The 21,589-nt window shown below is 56.1% G+C and carries 16 protein-coding genes; 11 read left to right on the top strand and 5 right to left on the bottom strand.

The window, feature by feature from the left end; genetic code table 11:
- Positions 1–4: 4 nt before the first annotated feature.
- Both sdaAB and PGS25_RS07455 read right to left on the bottom strand, forming a co-directional pair.
- Complete coding sequence (sdaAB, locus tag PGS25_RS07460) at positions 5–673, bottom strand: L-serine ammonia-lyase, iron-sulfur-dependent subunit beta (RefSeq protein ID WP_116705615.1); 669 nt, start codon at positions 671–673, stop codon at positions 5–7.
- Positions 674–685: 12 nt separating this feature from the next.
- Positions 686–1,906 (bottom strand): dicarboxylate/amino acid:cation symporter, encoded by a 1,221-nt coding sequence (locus PGS25_RS07455; protein WP_118479883.1) that lies wholly within the window; start codon positions 1,904–1,906, stop codon positions 686–688.
- Between the two features lie 348 nt (positions 1,907–2,254).
- Here PGS25_RS07455 and PGS25_RS07450 point away from each other — a divergent pair, with 348 nt between their 5' ends.
- Positions 2,255–3,145 (top strand): LysR family transcriptional regulator, encoded by an 891-nt coding sequence (locus tag PGS25_RS07450; RefSeq protein ID WP_117752182.1) that lies wholly within the window; start codon positions 2,255–2,257, stop codon positions 3,143–3,145.
- Between the two features lie 51 nt (positions 3,146–3,196).
- On the opposite strand, the gene srtB is transcribed toward PGS25_RS07450, so the two are convergent.
- Entirely contained in the window at positions 3,197–3,742 is a 546-nt protein-coding gene (gene srtB, locus PGS25_RS07445) for a class B sortase (protein ID WP_270418149.1), read from the bottom strand.
- 43 nt (positions 3,743–3,785) lie between these two features.
- On the opposite strand from srtB, the gene PGS25_RS07440 reads away from it, so the two are divergent.
- A complete protein-coding gene (locus PGS25_RS07440) occupies positions 3,786–5,036 on the top strand; it encodes a Cna B-type domain-containing protein (RefSeq protein WP_270418148.1) in 1,251 nt (416 codons plus the stop codon).
- Between the two features lie 59 nt (positions 5,037–5,095).
- Here PGS25_RS07440 and mgtE read toward each other — a convergent pair whose 3' ends face one another.
- Positions 5,096–6,490 (bottom strand): magnesium transporter, encoded by a 1,395-nt coding sequence (gene mgtE / locus PGS25_RS07435; protein WP_270418147.1) that lies wholly within the window; start codon positions 6,488–6,490, stop codon positions 5,096–5,098.
- 402 nt (positions 6,491–6,892) lie between these two features.
- Positions 6,893–7,021 carry a hypothetical protein gene (locus PGS25_RS07430; RefSeq protein WP_270418145.1) on the bottom strand — a complete coding sequence of 43 codons (129 nt, stop codon included), beginning with the start codon at positions 7,019–7,021 and terminating at the stop codon, positions 6,893–6,895.
- Between the two features lie 60 nt (positions 7,022–7,081).
- Here PGS25_RS07430 and hcp point away from each other — a divergent pair, with 60 nt between their 5' ends.
- The 9 genes from hcp to PGS25_RS07385 all read left to right on the top strand — a co-directional run bounded on the left by hcp (position 7,082) and on the right by PGS25_RS07385 (position 21,415).
- Positions 7,082–8,653, top strand: a complete 1,572-nt coding sequence (gene hcp / locus PGS25_RS07425; protein ID WP_116705611.1) for a hydroxylamine reductase — start codon at positions 7,082–7,084, stop codon at positions 8,651–8,653.
- Between the two features lie 95 nt (positions 8,654–8,748).
- The gene (locus tag PGS25_RS07420) at positions 8,749–9,156 is read left to right on the top strand and encodes a flavodoxin family protein (RefSeq protein ID WP_270418143.1); all 408 of its coding nucleotides are present in this window, start codon (positions 8,749–8,751) and stop codon (positions 9,154–9,156) included.
- Positions 9,157–9,539: 383 nt separating this feature from the next.
- Positions 9,540–9,980 (top strand): L-2-amino-thiazoline-4-carboxylic acid hydrolase, encoded by a 441-nt coding sequence (locus PGS25_RS07415; RefSeq protein WP_270418142.1) that lies wholly within the window; start codon positions 9,540–9,542, stop codon positions 9,978–9,980.
- A gap of 229 nt (positions 9,981–10,209) precedes the next feature.
- On the top strand, positions 10,210–11,862 hold the full coding sequence (locus tag PGS25_RS07410) for a putative manganese-dependent inorganic diphosphatase (RefSeq protein WP_270418141.1): 1,653 nt from the start codon (positions 10,210–10,212) through the stop codon (positions 11,860–11,862).
- 404 nt (positions 11,863–12,266) lie between these two features.
- On the top strand, positions 12,267–13,211 hold the full coding sequence (locus tag PGS25_RS07405) for a substrate-binding domain-containing protein (protein WP_270418140.1): 945 nt from the start codon (positions 12,267–12,269) through the stop codon (positions 13,209–13,211).
- Positions 13,204–14,640 carry a sensor histidine kinase gene (locus PGS25_RS07400; RefSeq protein WP_215705374.1) on the top strand — a complete coding sequence of 479 codons (1,437 nt, stop codon included), beginning with the start codon at positions 13,204–13,206 and terminating at the stop codon, positions 14,638–14,640. The genes PGS25_RS07405 and PGS25_RS07400 overlap by 8 nt, the downstream gene beginning before the upstream one ends.
- Complete coding sequence (locus tag PGS25_RS07395; protein WP_270418139.1) at positions 14,637–16,196, top strand: response regulator; 1,560 nt, start codon at positions 14,637–14,639, stop codon at positions 16,194–16,196. The genes PGS25_RS07400 and PGS25_RS07395 overlap by 4 nt, the downstream gene beginning before the upstream one ends.
- Before the next feature lie 313 nt (positions 16,197–16,509).
- Positions 16,510–17,643, top strand: coding sequence for an ABC transporter substrate-binding protein (locus PGS25_RS07390; RefSeq protein ID WP_270418138.1), 1,134 nt, complete (start codon positions 16,510–16,512; stop codon positions 17,641–17,643).
- Positions 17,644–17,824: 181 nt separating this feature from the next.
- Complete coding sequence (locus PGS25_RS07385; RefSeq protein ID WP_270418137.1) at positions 17,825–21,415, top strand: S-layer homology domain-containing protein; 3,591 nt, start codon at positions 17,825–17,827, stop codon at positions 21,413–21,415.
- Positions 21,416–21,589: the final 174 nt, after the last annotated feature.

Here is a 21,589-nt window from a genome sequence, read left to right as displayed (position 1 = left end):
CTCCTTACGGTTCGATGATCATGACGTCGTGGACGTTGGGATTGTTTTTAAGCGGTTCCTCAATGCCCTCGGGAAAATGACCGTCCGACTCGACGATGGTGTAGGCGGTGTTGCCCTTGGACTCGCGGAACAGGCGCATGAACGCAATGTTTACGCCCTTGTCGCTCAGGACCTTGGTGATGTGCGCCACAACGCCCGGCTTGTCCTGCTGAACGACGATGACCGTGCTGTATTCACCAGTAAAGTCAACCTCAACGCCGTTAATGCGCGCGATGCGGCACTTGCCGCCGCCGAGCGACTCACCGCGGATGGTCATCACCTGACCGGCGGCATTCTCCATGTGGATGTCCACGGTGTTCGGATGAACATCGGTCTCGGTCTCACACGGCGTGAATGAGTAGGACAGACCGCGCTCGGTCGCAATCGAAAACGAATTGCGGATGCGGGTGTCGTCGGTCGAAAAGCCCATGATGCCGCCGAGCAGGGCGCGGTCGGTGCCGTGGCCGTGATAGGTCTTGGCGAACGAGCCGTACAGGGTGAAATCCACCTTTTTGAGCGGCGGCGCGATCATCTTGTGCGCCAGATACGCGATAACGGCGGCACCGGCGGTATGGGAACTGGAGGGACCGATCATATTCGGTCCCAGCACATCAAAAACACTGATAAAGGACATAGGGGATTCTCCTTACTGAGCGGAGGATTTGCAGATAAACCTGCGGTAGATGGTCTCCACGATCACGCCGATGGCGTTGTCGCCGGAAACATTGCAGGCGGTGCCGAACGAGTCCTGCGTGATGTACAATGCAACCATGATGGCGCAGATCGGGCCGCTCGGGTCGCCGGCCTCGGTGCCGAAGATCATGTACAGGAAGGGCAGGGCGGTCATAATGGAGCCGCCCGGAGCACCGGGGGACGCCACCATGGCAATGCCGAGGGTCATGATGAACGGAATGACCGTGCCGATGGAGATCGGCAGCTGGTTCATCAGGCAGACTGCGGTAGCGCAGGCTGTGATGGTGATCATCGAGCCTGCCATGTGGATGTTCGCGCACAGCGGAACCGTAAAGTTGCGGATTTCCGAGGAAACGCCGTCTGCCTCAGCACACTGGAGGTTTACCGGAATAGTAGCCGCAGAGGACTGGGTGCCCAGTGCGGTTGCGTAGCCCGGAATCTGGTTGCGGATGAGCGTGAACGGGTTCTTGTGGCTGACCAGACCTGCAATTACGAACTGGATGCAGATGCAGATCAGGTGCATGATGATAACAACGATGAATACCTTCCACAGAATACCGAGGATGGCAAAGGTCTTGCCGGACTTGGTCATATCGGTGAACGTGCCGCAGATGTAAAGCGGCAGCAGCGGAATGATGACCTTGTGCAGTACGCAGTCAATGATGCCGGAGAAGTCGGAAACGCCGTTGTACAGCGTGTCGCCGATGGTCTTGCCGCGCAGGCTGGACATGCACAGACCGAGCACAAACGCCGTAACAACAGCGGACAGCGTGTTCATCAGCGCCGGAATTTCCAGGCTGAAGTACGGCTCCAGCGAGTTGCCTGCGGTTGCGGCGATCTTGTCGAGCGCGTCCGCACTCATGAAGTGCGGGAACAGGGTGTCGGCTACAAAGAACGAAGCCGAGCCTGCGATCAGGGTCGAGCAGTAGGCGATGGCAACCGTGATGAGCAGCAGCTTGCCCGCGCCGCTCTTGAGGTTAGCAATGCCCATGGTAACATACGCAAGGATCATCAGCGGGATGATAAACGACAGGAACTGGCTGAAGAACGACGAGAGCGTTACCACAAAGCGGCAGAAGCCTTCCGGCAGGAACTGGCCGAACAGGATGCCGACAATGATGGCGATGATGAGCTTGGGCAGTAATCCGAGTTTGAATTTTTTCTTTTCTTCCATTTCTTTTTCCTCCTTTTTTGGCGGGCAGCACCACACAGTTCGGTTATGCGGTGTTACCCTTTGCGGCGCAGGCCGTTTGTTTGCCCCTCTTTGGTCTGCTGCCGTGGAAGTCTGCCGAGATTTTTTGCCTCCGGACACAAAAAGAACCGCCTATTTTAGGCGAAATGCTGTAAAATAGGACGCGGTTTTTGTGCAAAAAGGATAAATAAAAAATCTGTGGTAAACCTCCAATTTCTTTCTTGACCTCTTTGCAGATTTAGTATATTCTGTTTAATGGGTTAAGTCAAATTCATATATTTTATCATTTCGATTCAAAATATTGATAATATAGGGGGGAGAGGGAAATCCATGGAGCTTCGGCAGCTTGCAACCTTTATTCGGGTAGCACAGTTTAAGAGTTTTTCACGCGCAGCAGAGAGCCTCGGCTACTCACAATCGGCGGTAACGGTGCAGATACGCCAGCTGGAGGAGGAACTGGACACACGTCTGTTCGACCGCATGGGAAAGCGTATCGCGCTGACCGACACAGGCGAGCGTTTTCTCAGCCATGCGTGCGACGTGATGAATCAGGTCAATCAGGCGCGCATGTCGGTCACATCCACGGCAGAGCTGCACGGTTCGCTGCATATCGGCACGATTGAGTCGCTTGCATGTCTCAAGCTGCCGACAGTGCTGCATCTGTACCGCAAATTCAACCCGAAAGTGTCTATCCGCATCACGGTCGGTGAGCCGGAAGATTTGATCGAGCACATGGAACGCGGCGAGCTGGACATGATCTATGTGCTCGATGAGCCGCTGTACAGCAACAACTGGAACAAGCTGATGGAGCAGCGCGAGGAGATCGTATTTGTGGCGTCTGCATCGCTGCGCGAGGAGCTAGGCGGAAAAGAGCTGACGATTGAGGAACTGCTCACGCAGCCTTTTTTCCTTACCGAGCAGGATAATTATCGCCGTGTACTCAACCGCCGTCTTGCCGCGCGGCGGACCATCCTTACGCCGTCGCTCGAGTGCGGTGATACCTCGCTGCTCATTCGCATGCTTGAGATTGATCGCGGTGTATCCTTTCTGCCGTGGTACGCAGTCGAGAACAGCGTAAAAGAGGGAAGGCTGATCCGTTTGTCGGTCGAGGACTGCTATATTTCGCTCTACCGCCAGATTTTCAGCCACAAGGAGAAATGGCGCACACGCGAAATGGATGAATTTGTCCGCGTGGCAAAGCTGGCGGACGAGGAAGAATAAGAGTATATAACAACATCCCACTTGCTGAAGCACAGCAAGCGGGATGCTTTTTTATTCCATGACCGCCTGCACTACCCAGCGGGTTGCGTGCCCGTTGCCGGTGCAGGTGGAAAGCGTGAGGATATGGTCGTTTACGGTCGGTACTGCGCCGGTGCGGATCACCGACAGGGAAACGCCTTCGTCAATGAAGGCTTTTTTGATCGTTTCATCGGAAAACGCACTGTAATACGCGGTTCCGTCAAGCGCTGCCTCATAGGCCGCGTAGATGCTGTACGCATGGGTTCCGCTTGCATTGGTCACATATACCTGCGGATGTGCCTGCAGGAAATCCTGCTTTTTGTAGTGCTTCAGCGCGGCAAACATCGAGCCGTTGTTCATCCGGTGACCGTACACGATGGTGTTAAAGCCGCTGAAATCGGCAGAGCAACGGCAGTCCATGAAAATCGCGCCGACTGCGCTGCTGTTTTGGTTCCAGGTGTGTGTCAGATAATAGTCGTTGTCCGTGCCCTGCACCAGCGGATAGGAAATCTCGGTGCCCGGAATGGCAATCCAGCCGATGACATCACTGTTGACCTGCTGCAGAGCAGGCAGGTCCATCTGCTCCAGCGCCTGTGCATATGGGTCGGCAGACGGAGCGGGTTTGGGTTCGGTCTGCGTTTCCTGCGGTGGCGGTGTATACAGCTGGTCCGGCAGAGACCGCGTTGTACTCGAAGGCGGCAATATTGTAAACAATACGGCGTATCGACAGGGCGGCGGCGTTTACGTCAGCCATGCACCGTGGTCGATCACGATTAAGAATGCGCTTATCACCGCAAACACGGCAGCCATTCAGGGTGGCGGCATTTGGTCCTGCCCGGTGGGCACGGTAAGCCTTGGCACGGATGCAGCTGTATTCGGCAATACGGCAGGCAAATCTGCTGATGATGCGGCATTCCTGCTCAAGTGGAGCGAGGCGTATTCCACCAGCTTCAGCGGCAGGATGTACGGCGGCGGACTGGTAACCTGGTACCGCGATACCTCAATCAGCGCGGGTGATGCAAACTACGGCGCTTTCGGAGGCAACCGCTACGATGCAGCGAACCCGGGTGCTCCGGTTGAACCGGCTTCCGGTGCGATCAAGGGCTACGGTCTCAAGGCTGTTGTTTCCGCAGAGAGCAAGGCACTGGCTGAAACCGCACCGCTCAAGATTATGGGCAATACCGCAGAACGCGGCGGCGGTGTCGGCACAAACGGAGAAGTGATCATTCCGGGTGAGGACACCTTGGAAAATCCGGTTTCCCTCACCGTACACAAGGTTTGGAGCGGCACAAGCGCGTATCCGACCGCTGTTACCGTAAACCTTATCCGCATTGCGAAGGACGGCACGCGAACCGCGATTGGTACGGTGCTTCTGAGCGAAAGATCCACCGACAAGGACGGCAAAACCTGGTCGTACACCTTTGCAAATCTGGACGGCGCTTACACCTATACCGTCGAAGAGGAGGCCGTTGACGGCTTTAATACCTCGATTTCCGGCAGCATGGCAGATGGCTTCACCATCACCAACAGCAAGAGATCCGGCGGCGGCGGTGGCGGCGGCGGTCACCACAAGCCGGACCCGAAACCGACTCCCGATCCCGATCCGAAGCCTCCGGTTGACATTCCGGATCAGCCTACACCGCTTGATCCGCTGAAGCCGACGGAGAACATCCCGGACGGCAAGGTTCCGACGACCAAGCCGGAAACACAGACCAAGACGCCGGATAAAACGAAGACAGTGAACATTCCCGACAGCAAGACTCCGACGTCCAGCGTTCCGAAAACCGGCGATATCGGCGGTCTGTGGGCGGCTCTGTGCGGTCTGTCCGCAATGGGACTGGCGTACTTCGGTATCCGCAGAAAGCACGATTAAAAGCAAAAACAGATAGCAAACACCCTCTATATCATCCGATATAGAGGGTGTTTTTTCGCTCAAACAATATGCAAAAGCTGAATCAGCAGCAGCCATGCCAGACCGTAATAGGTTACAACGGCAACCAGATCGTTGATCGTCGTAATCAGCGGACCGGACGCAACCGCCGGGTCCACCTTGACTTTATGGAACAGGATCGGCACGAGCGTACCGACCAGACTGGAAATCACGATCGCCACAAGCAGTGATATGCCGACGCAGCCGGAGATCAGGAACGCATGTCCGATGGCATAGCCCTTGAACAGCGCTATGTATGCACCGAGAAAGACAAGTGCCATAATGCCGAGCAGCGCGCCGTTGCAGGTGCCGACCTTCATTTCCTTGAAGGTGAGGTGCAGCTTGTCCTTAGCACTCAGTTTTTCATCCATCAGCACACGAATCGTAACTGCCAGCGACTGCGTACCGACGTTGCCGGCCATATCGAGAATCAGCGACTGGAAGCAGATAACGACCGGCAGCACGGCTACAACGCCTTCAAATGCACCGACAACGGTCGAAACGCCCATGCCGAGGAACAGCAGGATGATCAGCCACGGCAGGCGCTTTTTCATGCTTTCCCTGGTGGTTTCGTTGAGATCCTCTTCGGCGGACAGACCGGCGAGCTTTGCATAGTCCTCGCCAAGCTCGTCATCCACGGCCTCGACAACGTCCTGTGCGGTGATGATACCGATGATCCTTCTGTCCTTATTCAGCACCGGCAGGGAGTCTTCGGCATAATCTTTGATCTTCTCGATGCTCTCTGAGATTTTCTCGTGGTCGAGCAGATACGGATACGCGTAGCTGATTATGGAATCCAGCGGAACGTTCTCTCGGGCAACGATGAGATCCTTCAGGTCGATTGCACCGCAGAAGCGGTTTTTATCATCGACTACATAAATCGTTCCAATGTTGTCATTTTCACCGGCCTGCTTTACCAGCTCGTGCATGGCCTGCCGAATGGTCAGGTTCTGCTTGATGCAGATGTAGTTGGTCGTGATCAGGCTGCCGACTTCGCTGTCGTCATAGGAATTGATAAGCAGGATGGCTGACTTGGTTTCGTCATCGATCATCGGGCGCAGCTTTACTTTTACGCTCTCGTCGATGTTCTCCCACAGATCGACCGCGTCGTCCGCGTCCATTTCGTTCAGAATTTCGGCCAGCTTGTCAATGCCGATTTCATCAATGTATTCTGCCGGATCATCCAGATAGGAGATGATCTCCGCCAGCCATTCCGCATCAAGTGCGCTGTACAGCAGATTGCGTTCCGCGCGGTTTAGGAATTGCAGACTTTGTGCGATATCGTTGTCGTGATAATCCTGCAGCTGTTCCCGCATCTCATTGATCGAAGGGGAGGTGCGGATGATCTCAACGATTTTCTCGGCAAAAGATGTTTTTTTCCATGTTGCTTTTTTCATAATCAGCCTCCTTCTGTGCCCGGAAAAGGGCACAAAAAATCCACCGTAACAGATACAGTGACACAAACATCAGTTGTGGACTTGTTCATCACGATGGAGCAAGGCTCAGCGCTTATTTCAAAAGAGGATGCTTACGGACACTCGAAACAGCAGTATAGTCTGTATCCATCGTCATATGTACATTTCGTCTGTCACAACTGTCCATAGGGCTTGCCTCCTTTTTTATTTTTTCGCAATGATTATAGCACTTTTTATGTGGAATATGCAAGGCATTTTTCACAGTTTTAACAATATGGATAAAATTTGCGGACAGTATCGCGCATGGGGAGACAAAAGGCTGACGACACGGGAATGTGATTGTCTTGGTGTACGAATGATTTTGGAAGATTACCCAAACCGATCTCACTGAAACGCTTCGGTGGACAGAGCAGACGCCTTGCCGTCGAGTGCAATCTCGCTGAGCAGGATACCAACGATCGGTGCGATACCGAACCCATGTATCTGGAGGCGCAGAAGCAGCTGAAGAAACAAAAAACAACGCATACCTTCTGACAAATTTGGCAACACTACTCGTAAAAGGAGTGTGTTTTCATGTCAGATATGTTTTGCTTTCAGTGCCAGCAGACCGCAGGCAACAAGTGCTGCGTGAGCGTGGGTGTCTGCGGCAAGCAGCCGGATACGGCAGCGCTGCAGGATGAGCTGGTGTACGAACTCATTCGCTTGGCCGAGGCGGCAGCTGCGGCCGGTCAACGCACACAAATCGTCGACCGGCTGCTGATGGACGGCCTGTTCATCACCTTGACCAATGTCAATTTTGACAATCAGGCGATTGCGGAATTCACCGAGCGGGTACGCGCGGAACGAGAGAAATTCGGCGGAAAACCGTGTGCGGTCGTGGAGCTGTGGAAGGGCGACACGGATACGGTTTCGCTGCGTTCCACGCTGCTGTTCGGCATGAAAGGCATGGCCGCCTATGCACACCACGCGATGAATCTTGGCTACACGGATGACGAGGTGAGCGCGTGGTTTTACAAGGGCCTGTGCGCGGTCAATCGCCCGCATTCGGTCGAGGAATGGCTGGCGCTGATCGTCGAGTTCGGGCAGGTGAATTTCCGGTGCATGGAGCTGCTCGATGAGGCCAATACGGGCACGTTCGGCACGCCGCAGCCCGCAAAAGTGCCGACCGACATCAAAAAAGGCCCGTTCATCGTGGTTTCCGGGCACGACCTGGGCGACTTGGCGCAGCTGCTCGAGCAGACGGCGGGAAAGGGCATCAACATCTACACGCACAGCGAAATGCTGCCCGCGCACGGCTATCCGGGACTGAAAAAACATCCGCACCTTGCGGGCAATTTCGGCACGGCATGGCAGAGCCAGCAGACGGAGTTCGAGAACATTCCCGCGCCGGTGCTGTTCACCACCAACTGTCTGATGCCGCAGCGCCCAAGCTATCAGGACCGCGTGTACACGACTTCGGTGGTGGGCTATGCGGGTCTGCGCCATATCGAGGCGGATGCGTGCGGCCGCAAGGACTTTTCGCCCATCATCGAGCAGGCGCTCGCGCTCGGCGGGTACGAGCACGACCACAGCATGAGCGGCATCAACGGCGGGCATATGCTGATGACGGGCTTTGCACACGGCGCGGTGCTGGCTCACGCGGAGGAGATCATCTCGCTCATCAAGAGCGGCAAGGTGCGGCATATCTTTCTAGTCGGCGGCTGTGACGGCGCGCATCCGGGCAGAAATTACTACACCGAGTTTGTCAAATCCACGCCGATGGATACGCTGGTTCTGACGCTTGCGTGCGGCAAATACCGCTTCAATGACCTCGATCTGGGCGAAATCGGCGGCCTGCCGCGCATTCTGGATATGGGCCAGTGCAACGATGCGTACAGCGCCATCAAGGTTGCGCTTGCACTGGCGGATGCGTTCGGCTGCACGGTCAACGACCTGCCGCTCACGCTCGTGCTCTCGTGGTACGAGCAGAAGGCGGTGTGCATCCTGCTGACGCTGCTTGCGCTCGGCGTGAAGAATATTTACCTTGGACCGACGCTGCCGGCGTTTCTGTCGGAAACCGTGGTCAAAACACTGGTGGAGACCTACGATCTGCACCCGACCACCAATCCGCAGCAGGACCTGGATGCGATTTTGGGAAGGGGATAAACCGGCGAGCTTTTTGGACGCTACGGAGCGTTCCTTGTTTCCCTCTCGTTTGCTTGCTGCAATAGGTTTCAGCAAACGAAAGAGGAAAGAAAACAATGAAATTTACGGCATTCAACGGCAGTCCAGTGGGCGAAAAGAGTGCCGCTGGACGCATGCTCGGGGTCTTTCTGGCGGGCGCGGCTCGTGCCGGAGCGGAAACCGAGCTGTACCATCTTGGCGATTACAGCATCGGACAGTGCGTGCAGCACGATGACATGGAGAAGCTGCTTCGCGCATATCAGTCTGCGGATGTGGTCTGCTTGGACTCGCCAGTGTACTCGTGGAACATGACGGCGCTGCTCAAGAATTTTGCAGACCGGCTGATCCCGCTCAAAAGTCCGCTGCTGACCGAGCAGGCCGGCTATGAGTTTGCGGCACAGGGCGAGGTCACAGCAGAGCTCCGTACACAACTGGATGCGCCGCTGATGTCCGCCGCAGAGTATGTACAGTTTCTGGGTATGTAAGACAAAGGGAAACGGTTCTTGCCTTCGGGAAAGAGCCGTTTTTGATGTGCGCCATAGTATCTGACGGAATGATATGGGAAGTGAAGCTCGATCAGGCTATGCCGAAAAAGCAATACTATGTCGATTATCGGCAGGGATTTTTGTGTATCAGGGTGGCATATTGGAAGTCAGTGTGGTATAGTTAGGGTGAACTAACTATGGATTGACACGGAATCCCATAAAAGCAAAGAGATGAAGGAATTATGCAAAGCAAACAGCAAAAGCAAATCAAGGTATTTCTGATACAGACCTTCGGCGGAAGCAGGGGCGGCTCGCTGTTTTTACGACAGGAAAAAATGCTGGATAGGTTAATCAAAACCGCAGCAAATAGGTCCAAAAACCAGATGAAAACACTGGTGCAGACCATTCTGCCGCGCATTGCGCTGTACAAGGTGCTGCAGGCAGAGCTGCCTGCGGAGGAAACCTTTACGCACATGCGGACGTACATGATGGACTGGGTGGCGGCAGAAAAGCACGCTTTCACGGCGAAAATGGAGTTTGTGCCGGGATTTTATCGGATTTACAGCTATTGCTTTCTCAAGATAATGCGTACCTCCGACCTGTGGGAGAGCACACAGGAACACGACAAAACGCACTTTTCCGCGTCGATTACCAAGTGTCTCTGGCACACGGCGTGCCGGGAAAACGGCTGTCCGGAGCTGTGTCCGCTGTTTTGCGACGTGGATGACGTGACCTACGGCGGACTGCACAAGCTCGGCTTTTCGCGCACAAAAACGCTGGGCTGCGGCGGTGACTGCTGCGATTTTCGGTTTTTCAAAAGGTAGGCGAGCAGACAGAGAAGCGGACTTCGGCAGGATTTTCGGTGCAGCGGCGGAATCCGTGCGGTCAGCTCCATCGCCTACGCAGTGCGGCCGCAGATGGTTTTGAGTCGGATTCCTCTTCCATATCTTGCGATTTTCCCGGTTAAATGATACAATCAAACCACAAGGTTTCATTCTATCAAACGGATTCCGAAGGGGAGCCATCCCTTATCACATAAAGGAGCATCAGTGCATGAACCCAGTTTTTGTTATCGGACACCGCAATCCGGATACGGATTCCATTTGCTCTGCAATCTGCTACGCGCACCTCAAGCGCAGGCTGACCGGCGGAGAATACATAGCCTGCCGCGCGGGTCACGTCAATGCGGAGACCAAATTTGTGCTCGAACGCTTCGGCGTGGAGCCGCCGCGCTACATCAAGTCGTTTGAGCCGCGCCTGAGCGATGTGCAGTACCGCGAGGTGCCGGGCATCAGCGAGGAGCTGTCGCTGCACCGTGCATGGGATTACATGAACGAAAATGATATTCAGACGCTGGCCGTTGTTGATGAGGATCGCCGCCTGAAGGGTCTGCTGACGCTGGGCGATATTGCGCGCTTCTACATCGAGGATCAGGACGCCAATGCGCTGGCGGAGGCCAAGACCAGCTATCGCAATCTGGTTGATGTGCTTGACGGCACGCTCGAGGTTGGCGACATTGACCAGCGGTTTGAGCAGGGCAGTGTGGTCGTTGCGGCGGCTAATCCGGACGTGCTCGAGGACTACATCGGCAAAAATGATATGGTTATTCTCGGCAACCGCTATGAAAGCCAACTGTGCGCCATTGAGATGAGCGCCGGCTGCATAGTCATCGGCCTCGGCTCCAAGGTTTCGCGCACCATCCGAAAGCTGGCCTCGGAAAACGGCGTTTCCATCATCGCCACCCCGTATGATACCTACACCTGTGTCAAGGTTATCGGTCAGGCGGTTCCGGTGCGGCATGTGATGCGGAAAAAGGGTCTTATCACCTTCGAGCCGGAGGAAACGGTTGAGGATGTAAAGCGCACGGTTTCCAAAAAGCGTATCCGCTATTACCCGCTGATGGATGAACAGGGACGATACGTCGGAATGTTCTCACAGCGTAACCTGCTGGATCTGGAGCGTCCGTCGGTCATTCTGGTCGATCACAACGAGCGCGATCAGGCCGCCGAAGGCATTCGTTCGACCAATATTGTTGAGATCATCGATCACCACCGCATTGACTCGGTGGAGACCAGCGGACCGATCTACTTCCGCAATCAGCCGCTCGGCTGCACCGCGACCATCATCACGCAGATGTACCATGAGCACAACGTGGAGATCGAGCCGAAAATCGCGGGTCTGCTGTGCTCGGCAATCCTGTCGGACACGCTGATGTTCCGCTCGCCGACGTGTACGCCGCTTGATCGCATGGCTGCAGAAGAGCTGGCGAAAATCGCCGGTCTGGACATCAAGCAGTATGCAACAGAAATGTTCCGTTCCAGCTCGCGTCTGCTCGATCGCTCGATGGATGAGCTGCTCCACATGGATTTCAAGTATTTCCAGGCGCAGAATCAGAAGATTGCGATTTCGCAGGTGACGAGTGTCAGTGAGAACGAGCTGTCCGGCATCCGTGATAAAATGCTCGAGTACATGGAAAGCTGCCTGGCATCGAGCGGTCTGTCCATGCTGTTCGCTATGCTGACCAACATTATCGAGGAAAAAACAGAGCTGCTCTACGTCGGCAAGGGCGCGCAGCAGCTGGTTCGTGCGGCCTTCAAGACCGACTGCGGCGAGCATTCGGTCGTCCTGCCCGGCGTTGTCAGCCGGAAGAAGCAGATGGTGGCGCCGCTTGTCAGAGCCATGGAGCACGACGAGGAAATTGGGTAAGATTTGCAGAGTAAAAGCGGGAGCGGACCGCAGGCCGTTCCAAAGTCGTCCGAAAGTTCCTATGCAGAAACTTTCTCCCTCTATAAGTATCAAAACCGAGGCGCATGTCCCCGGTTTTGATGAATTTGCAAAGCCCCGGTGCTGGAACACCGGGGCTTTTCGCGTGCACGATGTGCACTTTTGTCTTTCCTTATGTAATCATATTATACCGCAGATCAACAGCCAATGCAAGTAGATCCGACTGCGCCGGAAGATATTTCTCTGTCTAAGTGAGGGAATATGCACAATATCATGGGCGCTTATTTGGATAGTTTTTATACTATGGTTAAATACATTTGGCTCATTCCTCCAAAGTGTGATATGATTAAATCATTCAGGAGAGAACAAGAAACGGAGAGAAAACCATGAAGCGATGGAAAGGGGCGGCATTGCTGCTGCTCTGCACAGTTGTGCTGCTGCGGCTGCTGCAGGGATTGGCGCAGCCGGAAAAAGAGAATGCCCATGTGCCGGTGCTCGGCATTGTCACCACGGCGGCAGAGGATGACCGGCGCGAAGCGCAGTCCGAAGCGCTTGTACATGCGGCGGAGGAACATGGCTTCAAAGTGCTGGAAATGCCGGTCGAGCGCACGCAGGAGGCACAGATTGAAGCCGTGCGTGCGCTGATCGTGTATCAGGTGGACGCAATCGCATTTACGCCGCTGGTGGAAAGCGGCTGGGACAACGTGCTGCGCGAAGCAAAATCCGCCTCCGTGCCGTTGCTGTCGATAGACCGCGCGATACGCGGCGTGGATGATGTGCCGCTGCAGCATATAGGATTTGATTATGCGTCGCTCGCCAAGCAGGCGGCGGATGCGCTTCTGCAGCAGCGCATGCCGCGGGACGGTGTACTGGAGCTTTACGGCACGGTAAATGCTTCGGATGCAAGAGAGATTGCACGCGGCTGCCGCGCGTCTCTGGAGGAACACGGGTTGACCGTAACCTACAGCCTGTGCGGCGACGGCATGCGCTCGCGCGGCTGCGAAATACTGGAGGAGATGGAGGATCATCTGGACGAAATCGGCTACATTTTCGCCCAGAATGACGCGATGGCGCTCGGTGCGGTGGATTATCTGCACAGCCACGGCCGCAAACCGGGCAAGGATGTGCTGATTTGTGCGTTTGGCGGCGGTGCGGAGCTGCGCGCGCTGCAGAAAAAAGGGGAGGTTGCCGTAATCGGTGCGCTGGATGACACCCAGCTGGCCGAGCTGACCGCAGACGCAGCCCAGCAGATTGCGAAGGCACCGTGGAAGCCCTATATCGCTCTGGCGGACACCGCCGTGCTGACGGAGGAGGGAACAGCCGATGCGTAAATCCCATCACAGCCTGCACGGCTTGCTGCGGCGGTCGCTGCTGCGCAGTGTGGTCTGCATGATTTTACCGGTGTGCGTGCTGGCAGGTCTGCTGGTTGTGCTGACACAGCGCTATGGCGCGGATATTGCATTGACGACCCGTGCCTCCGAGGTCCGCACTGTGCTGGTGCAGGATCTGCCGGATGAGGTGTGGAACGTGGTTTCCGGCCGTATTTCCTTCGAGGATGGACGGCAGCGGATGCTGATCGACAGTGCTCTGTGGGAACTGAACGATATGCTGGACAGTGCCGGAGAGGACGAGGCACAGTACCTCAACGCGGCGCTGCGCGCCATCCGCACGATCGACAGCTACGTTGATCAGCTGGAAACGCAGATGGACGCCGGTGCCGCAGTCAGCCGCAACGAATCGCTGTACCGCGAGATTCACAGCGTCGGCCATCTGGCGGGCAGCATGCTTGACCGCTATATCGAGAATGAGATCGCCCGCATGGGCCGGTTCAACGCCTGCATTCAGCACGGACTGGGTGCGGCAGCGCTTGCACTCATTGCGCTGGTCGGCGTGATGATCTGGCTGACTATTCGGGCATCTGACAATCTGGAAGGTGCGATCGGCGCGTCTTTGCGGCAGCTGGAGCAGTTTGCCAACCGCATTGCCGCCGGTGAGCTGACCGAGCGCGTCCCGCCGACCGAGATCGACGAGCTGCATCTGCTGACACGCGATCTCAATACAATGGCGGAGCAGCTGGGTGCGCTCATTCATGAGCGGGTCGAGCAGGAAAAGACCATCAAAAAAGCTGAACTGCGGGCGCTGCAGGCGCAGATTACGCCGCATTTCATGTACAATACGCTGGAAACCATCGTCTGGCTGGCTGAAGAGGGCCGCAACAGCGAGGTCGTCGAGATGACGATGGCGTTCACCGGCTTTCTGCGCATCTCGCTCAGCCGCGGCGCGGATTACATAACGGTCGAGCGCGAGGAACAGCACGTTGCAAACTATCTGCAGATTCAGTCGGTGCGGTACGGCAGCATCATGCGGTATACGATTGATATTGATCCCGCGCTGCACGAGCGGTATATGTTGAAAATCGTGCTGCAGCCGCTGGTTGAAAACGCGATTTATCACGGCATTAAGCGCAGGCGCGGCAGAGGACAGATTACCGTGACCGGCCGCAGGCAGGCAGGCGGCATGTACTTCGCCGTGGAGGACAACGGCATGGGCATGACACCCGAGCGTCTTGCCGAGGTACGGGCCTCGCTGCAGAACGGCGCTCCGCTTGACCCGGACGGCAAGGGCGGCTACGGTCTGCGCAATGTGGAACAGCGTCTGCGGCTGTATTACGGCTGCGGACTGACGATCGAGAGTGAATACCGGCACGGCACACGCATCAGCTTCACCGTACCGGACGAACAGGAGGGGAAAACGCTATGATGCGTGTATTTATTGCGGATGATGAGGAGATCATCCGGGATGGCATCCGCAACTGCATTGAAAAGGAGCAGGAACGCTTTTTGTTTGCAGGTGAAGCGCCGGACGGCGAAATGGCACTGCCTATGCTGATGGAAATGAAGCCGGATGTGCTCATTACGGACATCCGCATGCCGTTTATGGATGGTCTGGAGTTGGCAAAGGTTGTGCGGCGCACCATGCCGTGGCTGCGTATTGTGTTCCTCAGCGGACACGATGAATTTGAGTATGCACAGAAGGCGGTTTCGCTGCACGCGGACGCGTATCTGCTCAAGCCGGTCAGCTCGGCGCAGCTGCTTGAAACGCTTGGACAGGTTGCCGAGCAGATTGAGCAGGAGCAGCAGCAGCTTCGCTCGGAAGGTGCAAACAGCCGCAGCGAACACGAGGAGGACGTGCTGCGTGAGCATTTTCTCAACGACCTGCTCTTGGGCAGCGTGCCGACTGCGGAGGCGGCTGTACAGGGAGAACGCTGGGGGCTGCTGCTGACAGCGAAGCAGTATCTTGTGTGCATCGTGCGCCTGCCGGAAAATGCCGTGCAGGAGCAGGTGCGCGCACTGACCGAGCGTCTGTGCGGTGAGGAAAGCGAGGTCTGCGCCTTTTTCCGCGGCAGCCGCCGGCTGATACTCCTGCTGCGCGGAGAGACCGAGGAAGCTGTGCGCGAAACCGCCTACGAGTTCTGTCAGAACCTGCGGCACGAGCTTTGTCAGGTGCTGGGCTGGAACGCGCTGTGCGCGATCGGCGCACCGGTCTCCCGTGTCAGCGCCCTGCCGGAAAGCTACCGCACAGCGAAGGATACACTGCTGCAGGCCTCCGCATGTGCGGAGGACGGCGTATTCGGCAGCACGGACTTTGCCGGTGTGCAGCACGAGTTCGATTTCTCGGCGGGCGGCTCGCTGGCGGACAAGCTGCGGCATGCCGCCCCCGAGGACGTGCCGCGTATTGTCGAGGGCTACTTCGGTGGCTCTGCGGCGCAGGACGTGCAGAGCGTGCTGTACCGATATTATCTGCTGATGAACCTGCTCGTCACGGCCTCTCAGCTGGCTGATGAGGTGCAGGCAGGCAGCATTCCGCCTCCGGAGGATCCGCAGGCGGTGCTCGGTCAGGCGGCGACGCTCGAGGGCACAAAGGCCTGTGCCGCCGAGGTGCTCGGCCGCATGACTCGTCTGTGTTATCGCCATCAGAATGTGCGATACAGCGCGGAGATCAGCCGTGCAAAGGAGTTTATCCGCGAAAATTATGCGGACAGCGGTATTTCGCTGCACATGGTGGCGGCAGAGGTCGGGTTCAGTCCGAACCATTTTTCCACCGTGTTTTCGCAGGAGACCGGTCAGACCTTTGTCGAATATCTGACCGCTGTCCGCATCGAGGCGGCAAAGCATCTGCTGACCGAGGGCAACAGCCGCATGAGCGATATTGCGTTCGACGTCGGTTATCAGGATTCGCACTATTTCAGCTATCTGTTCAAAAAGCACGTCGGTGTTTCGCCGCGCGAGTACCGCAGCCGGTCGGAAGAGAGATGAGGCAATACCGCACAATTAAAGCTGCGGCGCTTTGCGGAAATTTTGTGCCCTGACTTTGTTGTGATTTTGCGGTAATACATCAAGTATTACCGCAAAACCACGCCTCGTCAGTCCGTAAAATTTACTCGCAAATCGCTCTTGCTTAATTATGCGGTACTGCCTAAAATAATATCGTAAGAAATTCACCGTTCAGGAACGGCCTTCTTGAATGGTAAAATTTTATCGGATGATGGACGGTAGAGCGAAGCCGCTTAAACTGTTATAGTATAGGGGCAGAGAAAAACTGCCCGCCTTTTGTGTCGAGGTGGAAGCTATGAAAAGAATATGTTTTCTTCCTGTTGTTCTGCTGCTGACCGGACTGCTCTGCGGCTGTACGGGTCAGCAGCAGAACGATCCCTCACCGCAGGAGCACGATCATGCGATGGAGGAGGGGACAGAAACACCGAAATATGACCATCTTACCGTTTACAGTCCGCTGCCGGAGTCGGAAACGCTGCTGTACTGCAGTGCCTTCCGCAAGGATACCGGCATCACCGTGGACTGTATTCATCTTCCTGCCGGAGAAATGACCGCGCGGCTCGAGCAGGAGCGGGACAACCCGCAGGCTTCTGTGCTGCTGGGCGGCTCGGCGGATAACTATATTCAGCTGCGAGAGGCCGGTCTGCTGGAGGCGTATCAAAGTCCCGAGCTGACCGATGTGCCCGAAGCCTATCAGGATGAGCAGGGCGTGTGGAATCCGATCTACATCGGTACGCTGTGCTTCGCCTGCAACACCGACTGGTTTGCACGGACGGGAACGCCGATGCCGACCTGCTGGGACGATCTGCTGTCGCCAGCACTGGCAGGGCAGATTGTGATGGCAACTCCGAAAAGCTCGGGTACCTCGTATACCACGCTGGCAACGCTTGTGCAGATGCGCGGCGAGGACAAGGCGTGGGAGTATCTTCAAAAATTAGACCAAAACGTCGGTTTGTACACCCGTTCGGGTGTGGAGCCGGCAGAGCGGGTAAAAAACGGCGAATACGCCGTCGGTATTGTGTTCTCGCACGACGCCTTCCGTGCGGCGCTGGATGGCTATCCCATTGCGGTGCGCAGTCCGGCAGACGGCACCGGCTATGAGATCGGCGCGTGCGCGCTTGTGCGTGGTGCACCGGAGCAGGAGCGCGAAAACGCCCGCATCTTTATCGACTGGCTGACCTCTTCCCGCGGAGAGGAATGCTATATCGAAGCGAAAAGCTGCCGTCTTCCGGCAAACAGCACCGCCCGCGCAGCGGATGGACTGCCGCCGCTGGACGAGGTCAAGCTCATCACCTACGATTTGGAGTGGGCAGGCGAGAACCGCACGCGGCTGATTTCGTACTTCGACACGCATATTTACGGCGCGCGAACCTTAAGGCAACACCGCACAATTAAAGCGGCGGTGCTTTGCGGAAATTTTGTGTCCTGACTTTGTTGCAGTTTCACGGTAATACATCAAGTATTACCGCAAAACTGGGCCTCGTCAGTACGCAAAATTTACTCGCAAATCACTCTTGTTCAATTATGCGGTATTGCCTTAACTTAAAAGGTTTAACATAGACGCGGCGGTATGGCAGCAGCCGTACCGTGAAGAGAAAGGAGAAAAGAAAATGGCTAAAAAATCTTCGCGTATGCGGCGGCTGCTCAGCGGTGTGCTGTCGGCCGTGATGCTGGCAACACTGGTGCCGAGCACTGCTTTCGCAATCGGAAGGACGGATACCGGCTCCTTCCTGACGGGTCCGTACCTGATGACCCCGAAAACAAACGGCATGGTTGTCGTTTGGGAACTGGATAAACCGATGAAGTCCACCATTACCTACGGTACGAGCGATGCGGACAAGAAAACGCTCGAGGTTCCGGTAGAGGAGGGCGAAAAGTTTAAGGGTGAGAGCATGCACATGTATCGTGCCCGCCTGACCGATCTGACTCCGGGTACGACCTATACCTACAAGGTTGAGACCGAGGACGGACAGACTATGGATGGTCACTTCCGCACGCTGCCCGAAAATTCGAATGAGATCCGCTTTGTGGTTGTCAGCGACAGCCATCGCTTTGAAACGGCAACCAAGGTTTCCGACGTGATCGCACAGTTCGATCCGGACTTTATCCTGCATACCGGCGATATGGTAGAGGGCACCGGCTCCCAGAAGGATCAGTTCCCGTACTGGTTCCAGAATGTCGGCTCGTTCCTGCACAATGTGCCGGTTATCTACAACAGCGGCAACCACGATTACGGTGCCTACTTTGATGAGTATGTCACCAAGGTGCAGAAGGAGCAGTATAAGTCCAACGAGACCGGACGCAACGTAGCGTTTGACTGCGGTCCGGTGCATTTCGATATGCTGGACAGCAACCCGTGGTCGCTGTTCGAGCTGAACTCCACTGCGGGCGGCGGCGAGGCAGATGCGGCAACCAAGGCTGTTGTAAACGAGTCGCTCGACTGGCTCAAGGCTGATCTTGCAACCGACAATGCCAAGAAGGCTGACTTCCGCGTTGTTACCATGCACCATCCGTTCGAGGATGACCTGACCCGCAAGTACGTTCCCTCCATCGTGGAGAACGGCAACGTGAATATCATGTTCAGCGGCCATACCCATCTGTATTCCCGCTATGCTTCTGCTGACCCGAAGCGCGGCGCGGATACCCTGTATGTAACCCAGGGCGATGCCCGCATCGGTGACGGCAAGATCGACACCGGCAAGCCGGATCAGCGCCTAAACGACAACTATCCCAACCTGCTTGCAACCGGCAAGGGCGATATGCTCGAAGTAACCGTCAAGGACGGTCTGCTGACCTATAAGAACCTGGGTCTGAGCAGCGACGGCGAGAAGGTATTTGAGACGGTTACGCTGTCCAAGGACGGCGCCAAGCTGGCGTACAGCGATATTTCCATCACCCCGGACACCGTTCAGTCCAACGGCACTGTTACGGTATCCGCAAAGGTGACCAATGTCGGCAAGGGTCTGGCGACCGCCTCCATGTGTGTCAAGGACAACGGCACCGACCGTTGGCTGTATGAGTTCGGCAAGAGCGGCAAGGAGCGTGTTGTCGGTCTGAATCCCGGAGAGTCCGCAACGCTGAGCGCACCGCTGACGCTTTCTGCACTCGGCACGCATACCCTCAAGCTGGACAGCTACACCAAGACGGTCAATGTTACCTTCCGCAAGGCGACCTACGCCTACAGCAACCTGCGCCTGCAGCTTGGCAGCGGCACGGTAAGCGAGCCGACCAGCGATGTCATCTACGCCAAGGCGGATGTGCAGAACATCGGCAATGAGGACGGCACCGCAGAGACAGTGCTGTACATCAACGGCGCAGCCGTTACCTCGCAGAAGACTGCGCTCAAGGCAGGCGAGACCCGCACGGTTGAGTTTGCCTACAAGGCACCGGCAGGCGGCAGCTATACCGTCAAGGTCGGCAACTCGGCAGAGAAGACCGTTGCCGTGCTCGGCTCTATTCAGGGCACCCCGATCGTAAAGGATAAGTCCGGCAAGGGCAACGACGGTATCATCCGCGGCAATCCGACGCTCGTTAAGTACAACGGCGGCTGGGGTCTGTCCCTGGACGGCGTGGATGATTATGTGGAAATTCCGGATAACAAGAACTATGTGGTAGACAACGGCGTTACCGGCATGGTTTGGGCAAACATCGATCGTCTGGCAACGGGCGATGAGTGGGACCACAACCCGCTGCTGATGAAGGGCGCTTCCATCAGCTACGGCACCAACTACCTGTTCCGCATGGCAGTCCGCAAGACCGGCATGGTTACCTACGGCGTTGGCTTTAACAACGATAACGGCGAGTACTTCTGGAACGACGACGAGAATATGGGCGGCGGCGTTACCCTCGGCAAGTGGGTACAGTACACCGGCGGCTTTGATCGTGCAACCGGCGGTGACAGCTACGAGGATACCAAGGCAAGCGGTCACACCGATGCACCGGATTTTGATTCTGAGATCCGCAACTGGGAAGGCAAGTCCATGTACTCCGGCTTTGCATTCCACCGTCATCTGCTGACGGGCCGCGGCCGCGGCAAGACGCACACCATGCTGACGGGCGACATCGGCCAGCTCCGCTTCTATACCACCAAGCTGACCGCAGAGGAGAACAAGCAGATTTACGCAAATCCGACTGCAAAGGGTCCGGAAAGCGACAAGCTGGTCGTATGGCTGGATTACGCACCGGAGAATATCGTCACCAAGGGCACGCACACCACCGAGTGGCGCGCAATGACCGGCAGTGCAGCACAGTTTACCTATAACGCAGAGATTACCGGCGCGGCTTCTGCAACCGCAACCGTTGAGACCTCGGACGACGGCAAGACCGTAAAGGCTTCTCAGTCTGCAGAGCTGAAGAACGGCAAGAACACGGTTGATATTTCCGCACTGGGCAGTGCAAAGTATGTTCGCGTTACTACCGTACTGAACTCCTCTGTTGCAGAGAAGTCCACCGATATTCCGGTTATCAACGCGTACACCGTCAAGGCCGGCAATACCAATACCTGGGCAACGCTGGCAGACTGGAACGAGGGCACCTTCACCGATGCAGTAGGCTACGAATCCGATGATGTATTCAACGATTACTCTGTGGATTACGACGACTACGGCACCGTGGGCAAGAATGTTAAGGTCGTTGAGGGTATGGTAAGCACCTTTACCGACATCGCGGGCCACTGGGCAAAGGATGCCATCGAATATGTGACCGATAAGGCGCTGTTCAACGGCACGACCGCAACCACCTTCTCCCCGAACGAGGGTATGACCCGCGGCATGTTTGTCACCGTGCTTGGCCGTATGGCAGGCGCAGATATCTCCGCGTACAACACCCAGAGCCAGTTTGCCGACGTAGACAGCAAAATGTACTACAACGCATACGTCAACTGGGCAGCAGCCAATAAGATCGTTTCCGGCGTGGACGCTTCGCATTTCAATCCGAATGCGCTCATCACCCGTGAGCAGGCTGCGGTTATCATGGATAATTATCTGACCGCCACCGGCACCAAGGTAGAGGAAACCGGCAGTGCAGCTGCATTTGCCGACAGCGCAAGCATCCGCGCTTACGCGAAGGACGCTGTAACCAGAATGCAGAAGGCTGGTCTGCTGAGCGGCAAATCGGGCAACCGTTTTGACCCGCAGGGCACGGCCACCCGTGCACAGGTAGCTGTTATCATGCAGAATCTGTGTGAAAAGACCGGTAAATAAGCCGATAAAATGAGAAAGGGTCTCCCGCCATTTGGCGGGAGACCCTTTGCGTTCAGGAACAGGAAAAACCAGGAGAGATTATTGAACAGCACCCCATTTGTTAGACAGTGTGATATACTATCTAACAGATGGGGTGATTTTAATGCCAAAAGGAGTACCGAACAAACGATACAC

The organism is Butyricicoccus sp. AM78-15b2TA, assembly GCF_027665985.1.
GTDB lineage: Bacteria > Bacillota > Clostridia > Oscillospirales > Butyricicoccaceae > Agathobaculum > Agathobaculum butyriciproducens.
This window is presented reverse-complemented; position numbering and strand designations above follow the sequence as displayed.

Excerpts from the sequence above, each read along its gene's own strand:
- PGS25_RS07405 (WP_270418140.1), top strand. The coding sequence starts at position 12,267 with ATGAAGCGATGGAAAGGGGCGGCATTGCTGCTGCTCTGCACAGTTGTG.
- PGS25_RS07395 (WP_270418139.1), top strand. The coding sequence starts at position 14,637 with ATGATGCGTGTATTTATTGCGGATGATGAGGAGATCATCCGGGATGGC.
- PGS25_RS07450 (WP_117752182.1), top strand. The coding sequence starts at position 2,255 with ATGGAGCTTCGGCAGCTTGCAACCTTTATTCGGGTAGCACAGTTTAAG.
- PGS25_RS07400 (WP_215705374.1), top strand. The coding sequence starts at position 13,204 with ATGCGTAAATCCCATCACAGCCTGCACGGCTTGCTGCGGCGGTCGCTG.
- PGS25_RS07385 (WP_270418137.1), top strand. The coding sequence starts at position 17,825 with ATGGCTAAAAAATCTTCGCGTATGCGGCGGCTGCTCAGCGGTGTGCTG.
- srtB (WP_270418149.1), bottom strand. The coding sequence starts at position 3,742 with ATGGACCTGCCTGCTCTGCAGCAGGTCAACAGTGATGTCATCGGCTGG.
- PGS25_RS07390 (WP_270418138.1), top strand. The coding sequence starts at position 16,510 with ATGAAAAGAATATGTTTTCTTCCTGTTGTTCTGCTGCTGACCGGACTG.
- mgtE (WP_270418147.1), bottom strand. The coding sequence starts at position 6,490 with ATGAAAAAAGCAACATGGAAAAAAACATCTTTTGCCGAGAAAATCGTT.
- PGS25_RS07415 (WP_270418142.1), top strand. The coding sequence starts at position 9,540 with ATGAAAACACTGGTGCAGACCATTCTGCCGCGCATTGCGCTGTACAAG.
- PGS25_RS07410 (WP_270418141.1), top strand. The coding sequence starts at position 10,210 with ATGAACCCAGTTTTTGTTATCGGACACCGCAATCCGGATACGGATTCC.
- sdaAB (WP_116705615.1), bottom strand. The coding sequence starts at position 673 with ATGTCCTTTATCAGTGTTTTTGATGTGCTGGGACCGAATATGATCGGT.
- PGS25_RS07420 (WP_270418143.1), top strand. The coding sequence starts at position 8,749 with ATGAAATTTACGGCATTCAACGGCAGTCCAGTGGGCGAAAAGAGTGCC.
- PGS25_RS07455 (WP_118479883.1), bottom strand. The coding sequence starts at position 1,906 with ATGGAAGAAAAGAAAAAATTCAAACTCGGATTACTGCCCAAGCTCATC.
- hcp (WP_116705611.1), top strand. The coding sequence starts at position 7,082 with ATGTCAGATATGTTTTGCTTTCAGTGCCAGCAGACCGCAGGCAACAAG.